Here is an 18,387-nt window from a genome sequence, read left to right on the forward strand (position 1 = left end):
GGCAGGTGCTGCCGGCGGGTCGGTGCGGACCGGACCGTCCTACGGGAAGACGGTGAACTTCGGCGCGGGCTCACTGGAGGGGGGCACCTTGAAGTGCCGCAGGGTGAAGGTCATGATGTCCCGGAAGGCCGGGGCCGCGACCTTTCCGCCGCCACCGCTCGGGCTGTGCACGAAGACCGCGATCACGTACCGGGGGTTCTCCGCCGGTGCCATCCCGATGAACGAGGCGACATCCCCGGGCTGCTTCTTGCCGTCGACCAGCCGCCACCCGGTGCCGGTCTTGCCGGCCACCCGGTAGCCGGGGATCGCGGCGGCCAACCCGGTGGCGTTCTCCACCGTGGTGACCGCCTCCAGGATGGTGCGCAGGGCCTTGGCGTTCTCGGGGCTGAGCACCGGACGGGTCGCCGGCGCCTCGGCCGGGGTCCGGTTGCCCTGCGGGTCGATGGTCTCCTTGACCAGGTGCGGCTGGATGTACGTGCCGTCGTTGGCGATGGCGGCGTAGGCGGCGGCCATCTGCAAGGGGGTGGCGTCCACGCTGTGCCCGATCGGCACCGACCCGTGCGACGAGTCGCTCCACTCCGACAAGGGCAGCAGCCGGCCGCCGGCCTCACCGGGCATGCCGACCCCGGTCGGCTTACCCAGACCGAATCGGCGCTGGTAGTCGATCAGCCGCTCCGGGCCCAGCTTGTCGGCGATCTGGATGGTGCCGACGTTCGAGGAGTACGCCATCATCCCGGCCACACTCATCCGCCGTCCGTTGGCGAAGTGCGTGTCCGGGAACCAGGTGTCGCCCTTGCGGATGGCGTTGGACACCGGGAACGAGGTGTCGGGGGTGATCACCCCCTCCTGGAGGGCCGCCCCGAAGGTGATCGCCTTGTGCACCGAGCCCGGGTCGACCACGAAGCTGGTGGCCGCGTCCTCCCGGTCGGTCGGTTCGCTGGCCTGCGGTCGCGCCGCGTTGTAGGTCGGCTGGCTGGCCTGGGCCAGCACCTCCCCGGTACGCACGTCCAGCACGATCGCCGCAGCGGTGCTGGCCTGCGCCGCCTTGGCCTGCTCGCTGAGGATCCGCTGCGTCATGAACTGGAGGTCACGGTCGATGGTCAGCACCATCGAGCTGCCCGGTTTGGCCGGGGTGGTACGGCTGTACCCGCTCGGGATGGGCGCTCCGAGGCCGATCTCGAAGGTCCGCTCGCCGTCCTCGCCGTGCAGCAGGTCGTCGTAGCGTGCCTCCAGCCCTTCCAGGCCGATCATGTCGGGGCTGGTGAAGCCGATCAGGTTGGCGGCCAGGTCATAGCCGGGCACCTCGCGTCGCTCGTCGCGCTGGGTGTAGATGCCGGGCAGTTCGAGCTTCATGATCTCGCGAGCCCGGTCGATGTCCACCCCCCGGGCCAGGTACTCGAACCGCGAGTCGACCCCGTTGATCCGCTTGCGGGGCTGCATCTTCTCGGCCAGCTCGGAGGCGGAGATGCCGAGCATCGGGGAGAGCGTCCGGGCGGTCGCCTCGATGTCCTCGACCCGGGTGGGGTCGGCGTAGACGTAACGCGCCTCGACACTGTGCGCCAGGGCTGCGTCGTTCCGGTCGTAGATCGCCCCGCGCGGCGCCGGTAGCTGCACGGTGCGCAGCCGGTCGGCCATGCCCCCGTCGGCGTACGCGGGCGTGTCCACGGTCTGGAGCACGACCAGCCGGATGCCGATGGCGACGAACATGGCCATCACCAGCGCGGTGCCCAGCCGCAGGCGACGGGCCGGATCGGCGAGCTTGGGCGGGCGGGGCGGCTTGCGGGCGGGACGACGGGGGCCCCCACGATCCTGACGCCGGGGGTCGGTCACCCGTCGCCGGGGCGGCTCGGCCTCCTCGCCGCGCGGCGTGCGGGGCGTTACGGTGCGCACCACCGTGGTGCGACCGGTGCCGCCGTCCCTGCGGGCTGCGGCGCCCTGCCGGCCCCCACCCCGGGCCGCTGCCGCCCGACCTCCGTCGAGCACCTGGAGGGCCGGCCGGAAGGGATCCTGGGACCGGTTGCTGCGGGGGGTACGCCGTTGTTCGGCCCGGCCGGCCGCCGCAGTGGCGCCGCCTTCGCGGATGGTGCGGCCCCGAGGGGTGTACGCCCGGGCGTCGGAGATGCCACCGATGCCCGATTCGCCACCCCGTTCTCCGGCGGCGCGCTCTCCATTGCTGCGGGGTGGCACCTGCCGATCGGAGGCACCACGTGACGAACCGCGCCGGGAGCCTGTGGCGTCCCGGCGCGGTTCCTCCGACCTCGGTGGCACGGTCTTACCCCTCCGCGCCCTGGGTGCTCGTGATCGACGCCTGCCCACCGGCCGGCTGCGGCACCCCGATCAGCTTGCCGTCGGGCAGCCGGATCAGGGCCGGCTCCCCCGACTCGACCAGCCCCAGCTTGCGGGCCTGGTCGGCCAGGTTGCCCGGCGCCTCGGCGTCGGCGATCTGCTTGGTCAACTGCTGCTGCTCCACGTCGAGCTTGGCCTGCTGCTCCTGAAGCTCCAGCAGCCGGAAGGCGTTCTCGTTGATCTTCGTGTTGACCGCCAGGATGCCCAGCACCCCGCCGACGACCAGCATCACGACCAGCGCCGCGAACGGCGCCCGAGGCACCCGTACCGGCGCCGGCGGAGCGACCCGCAGCTGCGGTGCCGCCGCCTGCTGCGGCTCGGTGACCCCGGCCCGCTCGACCGGCCGCAACGCGGCACTGCCCTCGGTGCGGAACTCGCGCGCCCCCCGGGCGCGAGTCTGCTCCAGCGGGCTCATCCGCTCCGTACGCCGGGTGGTGTCCCCGGTCCCCCGAACCCGCTCTGCCGCGATCCGGCCCCCCGACCGCGGTACGCGCTGCCCGGCGCCGGCGATGTTCCGGCGCTTGTCCACGTTCATGTTCCCTCCCCCTCTTCGTCCGTCGTCTCCCCCGGGCCCGGCTGCGGACCCGTTGCGGATCCGGTGGCCGATCCCGTCCCCGGTTGGTGCATCGCCTTGACCCGGCGGCGGTACCGTTCGCGGTCGGTACTCCCCTGCTGCCGGGCCTGCGGGTCGATCCGTTCCGCCGCCCGCAGCCGCACCGAAGCGGCTCTCGGGTTGGCGGCGACCTCCGCCTCCCCGGGCAGCTCCGCGCCCCGGCTGAGCAGCCGGAACGTCGGCTCCGACCCGGGCAGTTCGACCGGGAGGTCGACCGGGCCGGTGCTACGGACCCGGCCGGCGAGCGCCTGTTTGGTGAGCCGGTCCTCCAACGAGTGGTAGGACATGACCACCAGACGACCGCCGACCGAAAGCCTGTCCAGGGCCGCCGGCAGCGCCGTCTCCAGCGCTGCCAGTTCCCTGTTTACCTCGATCCTCAAAGCCTGAAACGTTCTCTTAGCCGGGTGTCCACCGGTTCGTCGGGCTGGTGCGGGAATGGACTCCCGAACCAACTCGGCCAGTCGGGCCGAGGAGGTGATCCGGTTGCGCTCCCGCTCCCGGATGATCGCCGAGGCGATCCGTCCGGCGAACTTCTCCTCGCCGTACACCCGCAGCACCCGGGCCAGGTCCGGATGGGCGTAGGTGTTGACCACCTCTTCGGCGGTCACCCCCCGGGTCTGGTCCATCCGCATGTCCAGCGGCGCATCCTGCGCGTACGCGAACCCGCGGTCGGGCGCGTCGAGTTGCAGCGAGGACACGCCCAGGTCGAACAGCACCCCGTCGACCCGCGGATAGCCCAGCCGGTCGAGCACCTCGGGCAGCTCGTCGTAGACGGCGTGCTCCAGGTGAATCCGATCGGCGAAGCGGGCCAGTCGCACCCGAGCGTGGGCCAGTGCCTCGGTGTCCCGGTCCAGGCCCACCAGGATGGTCTCCGGATGGGCCAGCAACACCGCCTCGGCATGGCCGGCCAGCCCCAGTGTCGCGTCGACGTGCACGGTGCGACCGCCTCGGCCCAGTGCGGGGGCCAGCAGCTCGAGACACCGCTCAAGCAGCACCGGCACATGCGTGCCGCGTAGCTCCCCCATGTCGACCCCCACTGGCTTGACCTTGTTGTCTTCTGCGTTCTGCTCGTCGGACGACGCCGTGCCGTCGTACCGCCAGATCCCCATCCGCTCCCCGCCCGGCCGTCGGGCCACAGCCCTCCGTGTCGGATCGTGCCCCTGGCACCGGGGAAGGGATGCCAGGAACTCGAAAGCGGCTGGAGATCTCGCAGTACGTCGGGCGTCGTCACGCCCTACAGACCGCCGGGCAGCACCCCTTCCTCGATGTCGGCGAAGTCGTCTTCGCTCTCGGCGAGGTAGGTCTCCCAGGCGACCTTGTCCCAGATCTCCACCCGGGTGCTCGCGCCGATGACCACCAGGTCCCGGTCGAGCCCCGCGTAGCTGCGCAGGTGTGCCGGGATGGTCACCCGGCCCTGCTTGTCGGGCACTTCGTCGTGTGCACTGGCGAAGAAGACACGGCTGTAGGCCCGGGCCGCCTTGTGTGTCATCGGCTGTGCACGCAACTGATCCGCGATGTGCTGGAACTCCGGCGTCGGGAAGACGTAGAGGCAGCGTTCCTGCCCTTTGGTGATCACGACACCCCCCGCCAGCTCATCCCGGAACTTCGCCGGAAGGATCAACCGGCCCTTGTCGTCCAGACGCGGAGTGTGGGTGCCGAGAAACACGGCCCAACCCCCTCGCCCTTTAGCGGCGTTCGCGCGCCGCTGACCCCCCGGGCCGGTGGGCCCTCCCGGCCTCACCAATGCGCCCCACTCTACTCCACTTCCCTCCACCCGCAACCAGATTGGACCGCGTGGCGCGCCATCTTGGACGACAAAACCGCACGTCAGTCGGGGTGGAGCGGAGTGGAGGGCGCAGCGGGGTGCACGACCGGGTCCGCTATCTGACATAGATCCACTCCGGTCGGCCGAACGGCACCGGCCGCATCGCCGACAAAGCCCACCCGAACGGATCGGCGATCTGACCCATGCCATGGTCCGGTAACCTCGCTCGCGTGACGGACGCGAAAATGCCCCTACGGGCGAAGGTGGCCAGTTCGGTGTCACGAACCGCCGCGGCGCTGTCCCGGGCTGCCGGCCGCGGCGACGGCTCGGTGATCGGCGGTTGGATCGGGTTGAAGATCGATCCGGACCTGCTGGCCCATCTCTCCGCCGGGCGGGCCATCGCGCTGATCTCCGGCACCAACGGCAAGACCACCACCACCCGACTGGCCGCCGCGGCCGTCGGGGTGCTGGGCCGGGTGGCCACCAACTCCTTCGGCGCCAACATGCCCACCGGCCACACCTCCGCCCTGGCCAAGGCCGGCAGCACCCCGTACGCGGTGCTGGAGGTCGACGAGCACTACCTGGCCCAGGTGATCGAGGCGACCGACCCGCACGTGGTGGCGCTGCTCAACCTCTCCCGCGACCAACTGGACCGCGCCAAGGAGGTCGCCATGATGGCGCAGCTCTGGCGCGCGGCACTGGTCCGGCATCCGGACATCCGCATCATCGCCAACGCCGACGACCCGATGGTGGTCTGGGCGGCCACCCCACCGGCCACCCACGACCAGCGGATCAACCCGCCGCACGTCACCTGGTTCTCCGCCGGGCAGCGCTGGCACGACGACTCCTGGGTCTGCCCCGAGTGCGGGTCCACCATCCAGCGCTCCGGTGAACAGTGGTGGTGCACCGGTTGCCCGCTGCGCCGGCCCCAGCCGCAGTGGACCGTCGACGAGGAAGGCGTCCTGGACCCGACCGGCGCCTGGTACAAGGTCAAGCTCCAACTCCCCGGCAAGGTCAACGTCGGCAACGCGGCCACCGCCCTGGCCGTCGCCGCCGAGTTCGGCGTCCGCCCCTTCGACGCGGTTCCCCGCCTGGCCGACGTCACCTCGGTCGCCGGACGGTACGCCCAGGTCGTCCGGGACGGGCGTACGGTCCGGCTGCTGCTGGCCAAGAACCCGGCGAGCTGGCTGGAGGCCTTCGACATGGCCGAGCTGGCGCCGACCCTGCTGTCCATCAACGCGCGGGACCCCGACGGGTTGGACACCTCCTGGCTGTTCGATGTCGACTTCGCCCCGCTGCGTGGCCGCCAGGTGCTGATCACCGGCGACCGGGCGTACGACCTGGCGGTCCGCCTCGACGTCAACGACGTGCCCTTCCAGCACGTACGCACCTTCGACGACGCCGTCCGGGCGGTGCCACCCGGTCGGTTGGAGGTCATCGCGAACTACACCGCGTTCCAGGACATCCGAGCGGAGTTGGACCGTGTCAACTGAGACCCTGCGCATCGTCTGGATCTATCCCGACCTGCTGTCCACCTACGGCGACCGCGGCAACGTGCTGATCCTGGCCCGGCGGGCGCGCCAGCGCGGGTTCCCGGTCGAGGTGCTGGAGGTCCGCTCCGACCAGCCGTTGCCGACCACGGCCGACATCTACCTCATCGGTGGTGGCGAGGACGGCCCGCAGGCCCTCGGGGCCCAGCGGCTGCTCGCCGACGGTGGGCTGCACCGGGCCGTGGCCCAGGGCTCGGTGGTGTTCGGGGTCTGCGCCGGCTACCAACTGCTCGGCACCTCCTTCTTCGCCAAGGGCACCCAGTACCGCGGCCTGGAGCTGCTCGACCTGAGCTCGGACCGGGGCGCCAGCCGTGCGGTCGGCGAGTTGGCCGGGGACATCGACGCCCGGCTGGGCCTGCCGCCGCTGACCGGCTTCGAGAACCACGGCGGCCGTACCCAGCTCGGCCCCGGGGTCGCCCCGTTGGCCCGGGTCACCGCCGGAGTCGGCAACGACGGCGCCACCGAGGGGGCCTGGCGGGGCAAACTGCTCGGCACGTACTCCCACGGGCCGGCGCTGGCCCGCAACCCGGCCCTGGCCGACCTGCTGCTGCGCTGGGCCACCGGTGCCCAGCAGTTGCCGCCACTGGACGACACCTGGGCCGACCGGCTGCGCGCCGAGCGTCGGGCTGCGGTGGCGGCTGCCGCCCGGCCATGATCCCGGCCGTCCGGCGGCTGCTGGCCCGACGGTCACGAGCCCCCGGCACCACGCCCGACGACACCACGCCCGACGGCGGCGCGGACCGGCTGGGCGGCGGGCCCGTCCTCGGCGGGCAGCCCGGACGGCGGGGGTTCGGGCTCGTCGGGGCGTCGTCGGGGCTGCGGTTCGGGCTGCTGGTGTTCCTGCTCGCCGGATTCGGGTTGTTCCTGCTGCTGACGCCGCTGCCCGACCCGGCCACCCTGCCCCACCTGGCCGACCGGCTGGGTGGTTTCGCCCCGGTCGCGGCCATCCTCGGCGGGGCACTGCTGCTGGTAGCGCTGGTGCCGCGTACCTTCATCACCCTCGCCGCCGGCGCGATCTTCGGGATGTTGCCGGGTGCCCTGTACACCCTGGGGGCCGCCCTGGTCGCGGCGGCGGCCGGCTTCGCGGTCGGCCGGTTGCTCGGCCGGGACTTCGTCGCCGAACGGGTACGCGGCCGGCTGGCCCGGCTGGATCGCTGGTTCACCCGGCAGAGCGTGGTCGGGGTGATCACCGTACGGCTGCTGCCCATCTCCGCCTTCGGCCTGGTCAGCTACGGCTACGGCACCACCGGCGCCCGGATGCTGCCCTTCCTCACCGGCAGCGTGCTCGCCTCCGTGCCCACCGCCTTCGGCTACGCGGCCCTCGGCGCCGCCGTCACCAGCCCCGACGGCATCAACTGGTACGCCGCCGCCCCCGCCTCACTCGGCTTCATCGCCAGCGCAATCCTGGTCGCCCGCTGGTGGCGCGCCGAACGGCGAACTCGCGCCGCCCTTCCCCTCAAGTAGGCCTCCGCCACGCGCCACGTCGTGCGTGCAACTCGCCCGCACTTCATGGTCACGCTCGATGTGGGATCGAGTGGTCTCGCAGCGCGGCAAGGCCACTCGATCCCACATCGAGCGTGATCTCGCGGCCTCGCCACTCAAGGGGGCGCAAGGTGGCAGTCGGCGCACGTCAAGAAGGGGCCCTTCCACTACGCGAGGCGTGGGGAAGGGCCCCTCCTTTCGCTACAGCACCACGGAGACCATCCGGCCGGGGATGACGATGACCTTGCGCGGCTCCTTGCCCGCCAGCACGGCGGCCACCGCCGCCAGCGCCTGCTCCCGCACGCTCTCCTCGGTCGCGTCGGCGGGGACCTCGATGCGGCCCCGGACCTTGCCGTTGACCTGCACCGGGTAGGTCACCGACTCGGCGACCAGCAGGGCCGGGTCGGCGACCGGGAAGTCCGCGTAGGTCAGCGAGGTGTCGTGACCCAGTCGCCGCCACAACTCCTCGGCGATGTGCGGGGCGACCGGCGCCAGCATCAGCACCAGCGGCTCGGCCACCTCACGCGGGGTGGCCGGCAGTCGGGTCACCGCGTTGGTCAGCTCGATCAGCTTGGCGATCGCGGTGTTGAACCGGATCGACTCCATGTCGCCCCGGACCCCGTCGATCACCTTGTGCAGCAGCCGTCGGGTCGCCTCGTCGGCCGGGGTGTCGACCACCCGGGAGGCCCCGGTGTGCTCGTCGACGATGGCCCGCCAGACCCGTTGCAGGAACCGGTACGAGCCGATGACCGCCCGGGTCTCCCAGGGGCGGGACACCTCCAGCGGCCCCATGGACATCTCGTACACCCGGAAGGTGTCGGCGCCGTAGGCGGCGCACATCTCGTCCGGGGTGACGATGTTCTTCAGGGACTTGCCCATCTTGCCGTACTCGCGGTTGACCTGGACGTCGCCCAGGTAGAAGCCGCCGTCGCGTTCGACGACCTCCTCGGCGGGCACGTAGGCACCCCGGGCGTCGGTGTACGCGTACGCCTGGATGTAGCCCTGGTTGAACAGCTTGCGGAACGGCTCGAAGCTGGACACGTGACCCAGGTCGTACAGCACCTTGTGCCAGAACCGGGCGTACAGCAGGTGCAGCACGGCGTGCTCGGCCCCGCCGACGTACAGGTCCACCCCGCCGCAGTCGCCCTCGCTGCGCGGGCCCATCCAGTACCGCTCGCTGTCGGCGTCGACGAACCGCCCGTCGTTGGTGGGGTCCAGGTAGCGCAGTTCGTACCAGCAGGAGCCGGCCCACTGCGGCATCACGTTGGTCTCCCGGGTGTACCGCTTGGGGCCGTCACCCAGGTCCAACTCCACCTCGACCCAGTCCCGGCGGCGCGACAGCGGGGTCTCCGGGTCGGTGTCGGCATCCTCCGGGTCGAAGGTACGCGGGGAGAAGTCGTCCACCTCGGGCAGTTCGACCGGCAGCATCTCCTCCGGCAGGGCGATGGCGGTGCCCTCGGCGTCGTACACGATCGGGAAGGGCTCGCCCCAGTAGCGCTGCCGGCTGAACAGCCAGTCCCGCAGCCGGTAGGTGGTCGCGCCCTGACCGTTGCCGGTCTCCTCCAGCCAGGCGATGATCCGGGCCTTGGCGTCGGCCACCCCCAGTCCGTCCAGGTCCAGGCCGCGGTCGGGCGCGGCGCTGTTGATCGCCGGGCCCTCCCCGGTGTACGCCTTGCCGTCGAAGCCCTCCGGCGGCGCGACCGTACGCACGATCGGCAGCTCGAAGACCTCGGCGAAGTCCCAGTCCCGCTCGTCCTGGGCGGGCACCGCCATGATCGCGCCGGTGCCGTAGCCGGCCAGCACGTAGTCCGCGATGAAGATCGGGATCTGCTTACCGGTGACCGGGTTGGTGGCGTACGCCCCGGTGAAGACCCCGGTCTTCACCTTGGTGTCGGCCTGCCGCTCGACGTCGGTCTTGGCCGCCGCCGCCTTGCGGTACGCCTCGACCGCGGCCCGCGGGTTGGCGTGCCCCCCGGTCCAGGCGTCCCGGGTCCCCTCCGGCCAGGCGGCCGGCACCAGGGAGTCGACCAGCTCGTGCTCCGGGGCCAGCACCATGTAGGTGGCCCCGAAGACGGTGTCCGGCCGGGTCGTGAACACCCGGATCGGGGCGGTCGCCGTCGGGAAGTCGATGTGCGCACCGGTGGAACGGCCGATCCAGTTGCGCTGCATCAGCTTGATCGGCTCGGGCCAGTCCAGCTTGTCCAGGTCGTCCAGCAGCCGGTCACCGTAGGCGGTGATCCGCATCATCCACTGCTTCAGGTTGCGCTTGAAGACCGGGAAGTTGCCCCGCTCGGAGCGCCCGTCGGCGGTGACCTCCTCGTTGGCCAGCACGGTGCCCAGGCCGGGACACCAGTTCACCGGCGCCTGCGACACGTACGCCAGGCGGTGGTCGTCGATGATCGCCCGCTGCTCGGCGGCGGACAGCTCACCCCACGGACGCCCGTCCGGGGTACGCCGGGTGCCTGCGGCGAACTCGGCTACCAGTTCGCTGATCGGGCGGGCCCGACCGGCGTCGCGGTCGTACCAGGAGTTGAAGATCTGCAGGAAGATCCACTGGGTCCAGCGGTAGAAGTCGGTGTCGATGGTGGCCACCGACCGGCGCTGGTCGTGGGCCAGGCCCAGCCGACGCAACTGCTCCCGGTACCGCTCGATGTTGGCCTCGGTGGTGGTCCTCGGGTGGGTGCCGGTCTGCACCGCGTACTGCTCGGCGGGCAGGCCGAAGGCGTCGAAGCCCATCGCGTGCAGCACGTTACGCCCGGCCATCCGCTGGTAGCGGGCGAAGCAGTCGGTGCCGATGTAGCCCAGCGGGTGACCGACGTGCAGGCCGGCGCCCGAGGGGTAGGGGAACATGTCCAGCACGTACAGCTTCTCGGCGCCGGAACGCGGGTGGGCCGGATCGGCCAGCGGACCGGAGGGGTTCGGCGCGTGGAAGGTGCCCTCGCGTTCCCAGACGTCCTGCCAGCGGCGTTCGATGTCGTCGGCCAGGGTGGCGGTGTACCGGAACGGTGGCGTGTCGCTCGTCGGGGTGGCTGCCTCGCTCATGCCGCCCCACCTTGGTGAATCGCTCGCTGCCGCTCGCTCATGGCCTTCTCCTCGCATCGCTCGGCGGAGTCTGTCGGAGTGCTGGCTGGTCTCGGGTCTGTCTCGCCGGCCCGCCCCGGAGGGCCGGCGGCGGGCACGAAAAAGCCCCTCACGCAGGAGGGGCCGCCGTGCTGTCGCGCGTTCAGCGCATCAGCACGGCTGGGTAAGCAGGAAGACTCCGGCCATGTCCGGCAGTGTACCGCCAACCGGTACGAGCGCGTCGTGCACCACCCACCCGGACCCCCATCACCCGAGAAGAACCAGCGACATGCGCTGCGTGAGTGACAAACGTTGCGTAAGCCCTCAAACACCTGCGCAGGTCGGCGTCGGCGACAAACATGGTTAGCCTGAGAGGCCAGTGAGATTGTTGCGGCAGACGAGGCTTGCAAACGTCGCGAACCCAACGGCGGGGCCAGGTGCTCTATTCAGAGCTGCCGTGATGGCGACGAGGAGGAGGCCCGTGACACAGCAGACCTGGGACGAGGTTGGCGGCCTGTTGCCGTTCGACGAGTTCCGCGCCGCCAGCGACGCCATCGTGGCCAACATCGAACAGGTCATCGAGGGCAAGACCGCCACCGTGCGACTCGCCCTGGCCGTCCTGCTCGCCGAGGGTCACCTGCTCATCGAGGACGTGCCGGGAGTCGGCAAGACCAAGCTGGCCAAGGCGCTGGCCCGGTCCATCGACTGTTCGGTACGCCGCATCCAGTTCACCCCCGACCTGTTGCCCAGCGACGTCACCGGGGTCAGCGTCTACAACCAGGAGACCCACGACTTCGAGTTCCGCCCGGGTGCCGTCTTCGCCAACCTGGTCGTCGGCGACGAGATCAACCGGGCCTCCCCGAAGACCCAGTCCGCCCTGCTGGAGTGCATGGAGGAACGGCAGGTCACGGTCGACGGGGTGACCTACCAGTTGCAGACCCCGTTCATGGTGATCGCGACCCAGAACCCGATCGAGATGGAGGGGACGTACCCCCTGCCGGAGGCGCAGCGGGACCGCTTCACCGCCCGGATCGCGATGGGCTACCCGGATCCGGCCGCCGAGCTGGCCATGCTCGACGCGCACGGTGCGGTGGATCCGCTGGCGGCCCTGCGGCCGGTCTCCGACGCCGAGACGGTACGCCGACTGATCGGGCACGTCCGGCAGGTGCACGTCGCCGACGCGGTCAAGCAGTACGCCGTCGACCTGGTCACCGCCACCCGCGAGTCGCCCGACCTGCGGCTCGGCGCCTCCCCCCGATGCACCCTGCAACTGCTGCGGACCGCCCGGGCCGTGGCGGCCCTGGACGGGCGTGACTACGTGCTTCCGGACGACCTTCAGACCCTGGCGGTGCCCGTACTGGCGCACCGGCTCATCCCCACCGCGGACGCACAGCTGGCCCGGCGCACCACCGACGCGATCATCGCCGAGCTGGTGCACCGGCTGCCCCTGCCGCACGACCGCAAGCGCTCGCCGTACGACAACCGGCCGCCGACCGGCAACGGCCGGGCCCCCTTCGAGCCGCGGAGGCCGTGACGTGCGTGACGGTCTGCGTGGACTGACCACCCGTGGCCGCTCGTTCCTGGCCGCCGCGGTGGCGGCGGCCATCTCCGCCGGCATCCTCGGCGAGAAGGATCTGCTCCGGGTGGCCGTGCTGCTGGCCGTCCTGCCCCTGCTCGCCGCCTTCTACGTCGGCCGCAGCCGGTACAAGTTGGCCTGTCACCGGTCGCTGGAGCCGCACCGGATGCCGGTCGGGGCGAACGCCCGGGTGGTGCTGCGGTTGCAGAACATGTCCCGGCTGCCCACCGGCACCCTGTTGCTGGAGGACCGCCTGCCGTACGCCCTGGGCAGTCGTCCCCGGGTGGTGCTGGAACGGCTCGGCGCCCACCAGGCCAGCTCGGTGGCGTACACCGTGCGGGCCGACGTGCGCGGCCGGTACGAGGTGGGTCCGCTGATGGTGCGGATGACCGACCCCTTCGGGCTGTGCGAACTCACCCGGGCCTTCCCGGGCACCGACCGGCTGACGGTCGTCCCGCAGGTGGTGCCGCTGCCGTCGGTGCGACTGCCCGGGGAGTACACCGGCAGCGGTGAGAGCCGGTCCCGCTCGGTGGCGGTGCACGGCGAGGACGATGCGGCGACCCGCGAGTACCGGCGCGGCGACGACCTGCGCCGGGTGCACTGGAAGTCGACCGCCCGCACGGGTGAGCTGATGGTGCGGCGGGAGGAACAGCCCTGGGAGAGCCGGGCCACCGTGCTGCTGGACACCCGGGCGTACGGCCATCACGGTGACGGGCCGACGGCCAGCTTCGAGTGGACCGTCTCGGCGGCGGCCAGCATCGCCGTACACCTGCGTCAGGCCGGCTACAAGCTGCGCCTGGTCACCGGAGCCGGGGTGGACATCGACGCGGGAGACGGCGGCGACGGGCTGCTGCTCGACCATCTCGCGGAGGTCCGACTGGACCAGCGGGTCGAGATCACCACCCTGATGCAGCACGTCCGGCAACGCTCCGACGGTGGTCTGATCATCGGCCTGTTCGGGACGCTGAGCACCGCCGAGGCGGAGCTGCTGGCCGGGCTGCGGGCCAACAACGCCACCTGTGTGTGTTTCCTGCTGGACAGCTCCGCCTGGCTGAACCTGCCGGCGCAGGCCCGGGCCGAGGCCGACCAGGCCCACGACGCCGCCGCCCTGGCCCTGCTCCAGTCCGGTTGGCGGGTCATCGGGGTCGACCACGGTGGTCGGCTGCCGGCCCTCTGGCCACAGGCCGGGCGAGGTTCGCAAGGGTTCGCCCTACGTGCGGCGATGGCCGAGACGGTGGCCGGCGGCGTGCGATGAACGGAAGGTCCCCCTCATGATCGCCCACCGGAACCTGGGCCTCGTGGCCGCCGCGGCGACCCTGCTCGCCTCCGCGCCCCTGTCGGCCATCTTCGAACGCTGGACCTGGTTCGTGCAGGCCGTCATCGCGGTGGCCGCGGTGGCCGCCGCGGCGGCCCTGGCCCGACTCGGCCGGTTCCCGCTGTGGGCCCAGGTCCTGGCCATGCTGGGGGGCCTCACCCTCGCCCTGACCTGGCTGTTCCCCAGCGGTGGCGAGTTGCTGGCCGTGCTGCCCACCCCGAGCACCTTCGGGCACTTCGCGCAGCTGCTGACCGGCTCGGTCGAGGACATGCGCTCCTACGGGGTCAAGGTCCCCGACACCGATCCGCTGCTGTTCGTCACCGTGCTCGGCATCGGTGCGGTGGCCGTGGTGGTGGATGTGCTCTGCGTCGGGATGCGCCGCCCGGCCCTGGCCGGGCTGCCGATGCTGGCGATCTACTCGGTGCCGGTGGCCGTCCACGTGGACAGCGTCCCGCCGTTGCCGTTCGCCATCGGCGCCGCCGGTTTCCTCTGGCTGCTGGTCACCGACAACGTGGACCGGGTCCGCCGCTTCGGTCGCCGGTTCACCGGTGACGGTCGTGACGTCGACGTGTGGGAGGCCTCCCCGTTGGCCGCCGCCGGCCGGCGGCTGGCCGTGCTGGGCCTGGCGCTGGCGGTGCTGGTGCCGCTGGCCGTGCCGGGAATGACCGTCGGCCTGATGAACTCGTTCAGCTCCGGGGTGGGTTCCGGTCTCGGCACCGGGCTGGGCGGCTCGCCCGGCCGGGTGGATCTGTTCGCCGCGCTCAGTGGGGAACTCAACCAGTCCCAGGTGACCGACCTGGTGAAGGTCACCACCACCGAGGAGAAGCCCTTCTACCTGCGCTTCGGGGTCGCGGACGACCTGCGCGCGGACGGCTTCCGGGTGCGCGGCCCCAACGGTCAGCGCGCCAACGGGGACCTGCCCGATCCGACCGGAGGGCCACGGCCCGGGGTCGAACGGACCCGACACCGGGCCACCGTGGAGGTGTCCCGCGAGCTGAACATGCCCCTGCTGCCGTTCTACACCGAACCGGTGAACGTCGACGATCTCGGCAACAACTGGTTCTACGACCCCAACCTCCAGGTGCTCTTCTCCAATCGGGACAACTCCCGGGGCAAGAAGTTCTCGTTCGACTACGTACGGTCCACCTACACCCCGCAGGCCCTGCGCTCGGCGCAGCCGCTGCCGGCCGACCTGCCGTTGCGTCGGCAGCAGACCGTCACCCCGGACGTGCCCGAGGTGCGGGCCCTGGTCGCGGAGCTGACCCAGGACAGACGCACCGAGTACGACAAGGTCCGGGCCATCTACGACTACTTCTCCGAGGACAACGGCTTCACCTACCAGTTGAGTACCGAGGAGGGCACCAGCGGCCAGCAGATCCTCGACTTCCTGGAGAACAAGGCAGGCTACTGCCAGCAGTACGCCGCCGCGATGGCCTGGATGGTGCGCGACGCCGGCGTCCCGGCGCGGGTCGCCTTCGGTTTCACCAACGGCAATCGGCGTACCGGTGACACCCTGACCCTGACCAACCGGAACCTGCACGCCTGGACCGAGGTCTACTTCGACAACTTCGGTTGGGTACCGTTCGACGCCACCCCGACCTACGGGGTGCCCGGCTCCACCCGGTCCGCCTGGGCGCCGGACATCGACGCGCCGGAGGAGACGACGCCGCAGCCCGGCGCCTCGGACACCCCCGACGAGATCGACACCACCGCGGCCCCGGATCGCGGCCCCAACCAGTTCGACGAAGGTGTCGACCCGGGTGCCGCCGCCAGCCCCGACACCCCCGCCGGACAGTCCTCGCCGTGGCCCTCGCTGACCCTCCTCGGGGCGCTGGCGCTGCTCCTGCTGCTCGCCGTGCCGGCGCTGCGCCGGCTGGCCCTGCGTCGGCGGCGAGGTCGACCGGCCCCGGTCGCCCGGACCCTCGACCCACCGGACCCGACCTCCGCCACGACCGGCCCGCCGACCGTGATGGTCAGCGCCGACCGGGCCCGCGCGGACGCACACGCCGCCTGGGACGAGTTGATCGACACCCTGGTCGACTACCGGGTCCGGGTGGACCCGACGGAGACCCCTCGGGCGACCGCCGAACGGCTGGCCCGGGAGTCGGTCGGCGCCGCCACCGAGGCCGGTACGGCGATACGCCTGCTCGGACGGGCCGAGGAACGGGCCCGCTACGCCCGGGACCCGTTGACCGGAGAGCCCCTGCCCGCTGCCCTGCGGACGGTCCGGGGTGCCCTCGCCGGGCAGGCCGACCGGCGTACCCGACTGATGGCGACCGCCCTGCCGCCGTCGGTGCTGGGCCGTTGGCGCACCACCCTCGCGGACACCTCGGCCCGCCTGGTCGCCTCCGGCGGCGAACTCCGATCCCGACTCCTACGCTTCAACCCCCGCCGCCTCCTAGCCACCCGACCCCCCCGCTAACCCCCGCCCCTCACCCCCACCCCTCACCCCGCCCCGCCGCGCGACGGGCTGCGCCCGCCCGCCCCGCCGCGCCGATCTTGCACTTTTGGTCGCCTGAATGTCAGGCTTGAGGGCTTTTGTCCCGACCAAAAGTGCAAGATCGCGGCCGAGGTGGGCGGGGCGTGGGAGGAGAGGGTTGCTTGCAGGGCAGTTGGCGAGTGCGTGAGGGCTTGTTCAGGCGTGCCGGGTGCGTGGGGACTCGGGAGCGCGGGCTGTGTCGGTGGCGACGGGGACGACACGACCTCATGGGCCGGTTTGGCCCGGAAGTCATGACGCTGAGGTCCCCTGCGGCCGGGGATGGCATGAGGCCGGGGTGGTTGGCTGATCGAGGGCATGGCGAACAGCTCGATCGACACAGGGTCGATCGAGCTGGAAAGCGTCGCCGGCGTGGGCCGGTGACGCGGTCCGCCGCCTAGGGCTGGTGGTACCGGGTCAGCGGTGCCCCTCCGGGCGTTGCCGCCACCGGTCCTCCATCCGGTCGATGAATCCCGGCCGCCGTCCGGCACGACCGCGAGATCGGCGACGACTAGCTGTGCCGCCGACGACGTGCAGGTCCGGCGACTGCGCCCGACGGTGCGACTGCACCGCGAACGCGGCCGAGGCCAACATGACAACGAACCCCGCCACTGCCAGCGGCGGAGTTTTGATCACCGCGCCATATACCAACAACGCCAAGCCGGCGACGATCAGACCGGCAGCGACGAGCAGGCGACGCCGCGCATGGAAGCGCGGATCGCTGGCGCGCACGGCCGAGGCGAATTTGGGGTCCTCGGCAAGCGACCGCTCGATCTGCTCGAACAGCCGCTGCTCGTGCTCCGAGAGCGGCACGGCACTCCTCCCCGGTCACGTTGGTCGGTCCGGTCGGACCGACAGACCGTGGCAGCCAACCGGCTGCTTACCCGCAAGTCTACGAGGGGGCTCGCGCCTCGGAAAGCGGGACGACCTATGGCAGGGTCGGATTTTCCTTTCGTCGCCCATCGCGACCGATGAGAAGACTGGCCGGACCTATGACGGACCGCCCGAAACGGGCAGCCGCGGCGTCCGCGGCGACCTCCGCCTCCCGCCATCCCCGCTCGGGCTCACCGAGGGTGAGCTGCCGGGGGGTGGCATCCGCCGGGTGCAGTCCCTCCGCGCGTACGCCCAGCAGACGGATCGGGTCAGCGGGGGACAGAGCGGTGAACAAGGCCCATGCGGTGTCGAAGATCTCCCTAGCGACATCAGTCGCTACTTCCAGGGTGCGCGATCGACTGACGGTACGGAAATCTGACATTCGCACCTTCACCGACACGGTTCGTCCCACCTGCCCGGCGTCCCGCAGCCGGGCGCCGACCTTCTCGGCCAGGGCGAGGATCGTCCGGCGCAGGCGTTCCGGGTCGCGCACGTCGACATCGAAGGTGACCTCCGCGCCGATCGACTTCTCCACCTGCTCGGGGCTGACCCGGCGCGGGTCCCGTCCCCAGGCCAACTCGTGCAGGTGGGTGGCGGCGGCCTGGCCCAGCGCGGTACGCAGCATCCCGATCGGGGCCTGGGCGAGATCGCCGACGGTACGCAGGCCGAGCCGCAGCAGCGCCTCGGTGGAGCGCTCCCCCACCCCCCACAGCGCCGACACCGGCAGCGGGTGGAGGAAGTCGAGCACCTGGGCGGCCGGGACGACGAGCAACCCGTCGGGTTTGGCCCGGGTGGTGCCGAGCTTGGCGACGAACTTGCTCGGCCCCACCCCCACCGAACAGGTCAGTCCCTGTTCTTCCGCGACCCGTTCGCGGATGCGGCGGCCGATCGCCGCAGGCGAGCCGAACAGTCTTCGGGCCCCCGCGACGTCGAGGAATGCCTCGTCCAGTGACAGCGGCTCGACCAGCGGGGTGACGTCCCGGAAGATCTGCATGATCGCCCGGGAGGCGGCCGAGTAGCGGGTGAAGTCCGGTGGCAGGAAGATCGCGTGTGGGCACAGGGCGCGGGCCCGCATCGTGGGCATCGCGCTGCGTACGCCGTACCGTCGGGCCTCGTAGCTGGCGGAGCTGACCACCCCGCGCGGCCCGACTCCGCCGACCACGACGGCCCGACCGCGCAGTTCCGGCCGGTGCCGCACCTCCACGGAGGCGTAGAAGGCGTCCATGTCGACATGCAGGATCGGACAGCCGGTGTCGTCGGCGTCCGGCCCGAAGCGGGGATCACCACCCCGGGGTATCGACTGGCTGCGGCCCACCTGGGAAGGTTAGCCC

13 protein-coding genes are annotated in these 18,387 nt (G+C 71.6%); 6 read left to right on the plus strand and 7 right to left on the minus strand.

Annotated features, from left to right (window positions below; translation table 11 throughout):
* Positions 1-39: 39 nt before the first annotated feature.
* From ACLQ2T_RS18890 to mraZ, 4 genes are all read right to left on the minus strand, one after another.
* Positions 40-2,268 (minus strand): peptidoglycan D,D-transpeptidase FtsI family protein, encoded by a 2,229-nt coding sequence (locus ACLQ2T_RS18890; RefSeq protein ID WP_425767667.1) that lies wholly within the window; start codon positions 2,266-2,268, stop codon positions 40-42.
* A gap of 4 nt (positions 2,269-2,272) precedes the next feature.
* Positions 2,273-2,881, minus strand: a complete 609-nt coding sequence (locus tag ACLQ2T_RS18895; RefSeq protein ID WP_425767668.1) for a hypothetical protein — start codon at positions 2,879-2,881, stop codon at positions 2,273-2,275.
* On the minus strand, positions 2,878-3,984 hold the full coding sequence (rsmH, locus tag ACLQ2T_RS18900) for a 16S rRNA (cytosine(1402)-N(4))-methyltransferase RsmH (protein WP_425767711.1): 1,107 nt from the start codon (positions 3,982-3,984) through the stop codon (positions 2,878-2,880). The genes ACLQ2T_RS18895 and rsmH overlap by 4 nt, the downstream gene beginning before the upstream one ends.
* Before the next feature lie 209 nt (positions 3,985-4,193).
* The gene (gene mraZ / locus ACLQ2T_RS18905) at positions 4,194-4,625 is read right to left on the minus strand and encodes a division/cell wall cluster transcriptional repressor MraZ (protein ID WP_425767669.1); all 432 of its coding nucleotides are present in this window, start codon (positions 4,623-4,625) and stop codon (positions 4,194-4,196) included.
* Between the two features lie 344 nt (positions 4,626-4,969).
* On the opposite strand from mraZ, the gene ACLQ2T_RS18910 reads away from it, so the two are divergent.
* Genes ACLQ2T_RS18910 through ACLQ2T_RS18920 form a run of 3 tightly spaced genes read left to right on the plus strand, consistent with a single transcriptional unit; the run spans position 4,970 to position 7,738 of the window.
* Positions 4,970-6,217, plus strand: coding sequence for a MurT ligase domain-containing protein (locus ACLQ2T_RS18910; protein ID WP_425767712.1), 1,248 nt, complete (start codon positions 4,970-4,972; stop codon positions 6,215-6,217).
* Positions 6,207-6,929, plus strand: coding sequence for a type 1 glutamine amidotransferase (locus ACLQ2T_RS18915; protein WP_363745755.1), 723 nt, complete (start codon positions 6,207-6,209; stop codon positions 6,927-6,929). The genes ACLQ2T_RS18910 and ACLQ2T_RS18915 overlap by 11 nt, the downstream gene beginning before the upstream one ends.
* A complete protein-coding gene (locus tag ACLQ2T_RS18920) occupies positions 6,926-7,738 on the plus strand; it encodes a TVP38/TMEM64 family protein (RefSeq protein WP_425767670.1) in 813 nt (270 codons plus the stop codon). Before ACLQ2T_RS18915 ends, ACLQ2T_RS18920 begins: the two co-directional genes overlap by 4 nt.
* Before the next feature lie 219 nt (positions 7,739-7,957).
* Here ACLQ2T_RS18920 and leuS read toward each other — a convergent pair whose 3' ends face one another.
* Positions 7,958-10,798 carry a leucine--tRNA ligase gene (leuS, locus tag ACLQ2T_RS18925; RefSeq protein WP_425767671.1) on the minus strand — a complete coding sequence of 947 codons (2,841 nt, stop codon included), beginning with the start codon at positions 10,796-10,798 and terminating at the stop codon, positions 7,958-7,960.
* Between the two features lie 499 nt (positions 10,799-11,297).
* Here leuS and ACLQ2T_RS18930 point away from each other — a divergent pair, with 499 nt between their 5' ends.
* Genes ACLQ2T_RS18930 through ACLQ2T_RS18940 form a run of 3 tightly spaced genes read left to right on the plus strand, consistent with a single transcriptional unit; the run spans position 11,298 to position 16,129 of the window.
* Positions 11,298-12,350, plus strand: coding sequence for an AAA family ATPase (locus ACLQ2T_RS18930; RefSeq protein WP_425767672.1), 1,053 nt, complete (start codon positions 11,298-11,300; stop codon positions 12,348-12,350).
* Position 12,351: 1 nt separating this feature from the next.
* Positions 12,352-13,647, plus strand: coding sequence for a DUF58 domain-containing protein (locus ACLQ2T_RS18935; protein ID WP_425767673.1), 1,296 nt, complete (start codon positions 12,352-12,354; stop codon positions 13,645-13,647).
* Positions 13,648-13,663: 16 nt separating this feature from the next.
* Complete coding sequence (locus ACLQ2T_RS18940; RefSeq protein WP_425767674.1) at positions 13,664-16,129, plus strand: transglutaminase TgpA family protein; 2,466 nt, start codon at positions 13,664-13,666, stop codon at positions 16,127-16,129.
* A 471-nt stretch (positions 16,130-16,600) separates the two neighbouring features.
* Here the strand turns inward: ACLQ2T_RS18940 and ACLQ2T_RS18945 are convergent, their stop codons facing one another.
* Both ACLQ2T_RS18945 and ACLQ2T_RS18950 read right to left on the minus strand, forming a co-directional pair.
* Complete coding sequence (locus tag ACLQ2T_RS18945) at positions 16,601-16,996, minus strand: DUF3040 domain-containing protein (RefSeq protein WP_327024832.1); 396 nt, start codon at positions 16,994-16,996, stop codon at positions 16,601-16,603.
* Positions 16,997-17,111: 115 nt separating this feature from the next.
* Positions 17,112-18,371 carry a DNA polymerase IV gene (locus ACLQ2T_RS18950; protein ID WP_425767675.1) on the minus strand — a complete coding sequence of 420 codons (1,260 nt, stop codon included), beginning with the start codon at positions 18,369-18,371 and terminating at the stop codon, positions 17,112-17,114.
* Positions 18,372-18,387 lie beyond the last annotated feature (16 nt).

This window comes from Micromonospora sp. DT229, from assembly GCF_049844505.1.
Classification (GTDB): Bacteria; Actinomycetota; Actinomycetes; order Mycobacteriales; family Micromonosporaceae; genus Micromonospora.

What these genes read in the sequence shown, in the direction of transcription:
- ACLQ2T_RS18940 (WP_425767674.1), top strand. Translation starts at nt 13,664, where the DNA reads ATGATCGCCCACCGGAACCTGGGCCTCGTGGCCGCCGCGGCGACCCTG.
- leuS (WP_425767671.1), bottom strand. Translation starts at nt 10,798, where the DNA reads ATGAGCGAGGCAGCCACCCCGACGAGCGACACGCCACCGTTCCGGTAC.
- ACLQ2T_RS18895 (WP_425767668.1), bottom strand. Translation starts at nt 2,881, where the DNA reads ATGAACGTGGACAAGCGCCGGAACATCGCCGGCGCCGGGCAGCGCGTA.
- ACLQ2T_RS18910 (WP_425767712.1), top strand. Translation starts at nt 4,970, where the DNA reads ATGCCCCTACGGGCGAAGGTGGCCAGTTCGGTGTCACGAACCGCCGCG.
- rsmH (WP_425767711.1), bottom strand. Translation starts at nt 3,984, where the DNA reads ATGGGGGAGCTACGCGGCACGCATGTGCCGGTGCTGCTTGAGCGGTGT.
- ACLQ2T_RS18920 (WP_425767670.1), top strand. Translation starts at nt 6,926, where the DNA reads ATGATCCCGGCCGTCCGGCGGCTGCTGGCCCGACGGTCACGAGCCCCC.